Origin of the sequence: Vibrio sp. ZF57, from assembly GCF_001691235.1 — a bacterium.
GTDB classification, from domain to species: Bacteria; Pseudomonadota; Gammaproteobacteria; order Enterobacterales; family Vibrionaceae; genus Vibrio; species Vibrio crassostreae_C.
In genome coordinates this window covers 1-383 of record NZ_MAKD01000090.1, presented here as the reverse complement: position 1 = coordinate 383, position 383 = coordinate 1, and the positions used below count along the sequence as shown (strand labels likewise).

The window sequence follows — 383 nt, the reverse complement described above, 5'->3', positions numbered from 1 at the left end:
GAAGATGGTTCTATCCGTCTAAGCCAAGAGCAACTGTTATCACAAGCATCTGATGTTGAAGGCGATGACCTTACTGCTAGTGGCCTAACGGTTGACGGTGATGCAACGGTTGTAGCCAACGACGATGGCAGCTTTACGATTACGCCAGATGAGAACTTCAATGGCGACATCGATATCAGCTTCGATATCTCAGATGGTACTAATACGGTTCAAGCGTCAGCTGACCTAACCGTTAACCCAGTTAATGACCTGCCAGTACCTCAAGATCAACAGTTCAGCGTTGAAGAAGACGGCACGTTAATCTTTACTGATGCCGACCTGTTAACAGGCGCTACCGACATTGAAGGTGATAACCTAACGGTTGAAGGTGTGACCTACGATGG

At 47.5% G+C, this 383-nt stretch carries 1 protein-coding gene; it reads left to right on the top strand.

Annotation, left to right across the window (positions count from 1 at the left end):
- On the top strand, positions 1 to 383 hold a 383-nt coding region (locus A6D97_RS13055), incomplete at both ends, for a cadherin-like domain-containing protein (RefSeq protein WP_139074318.1).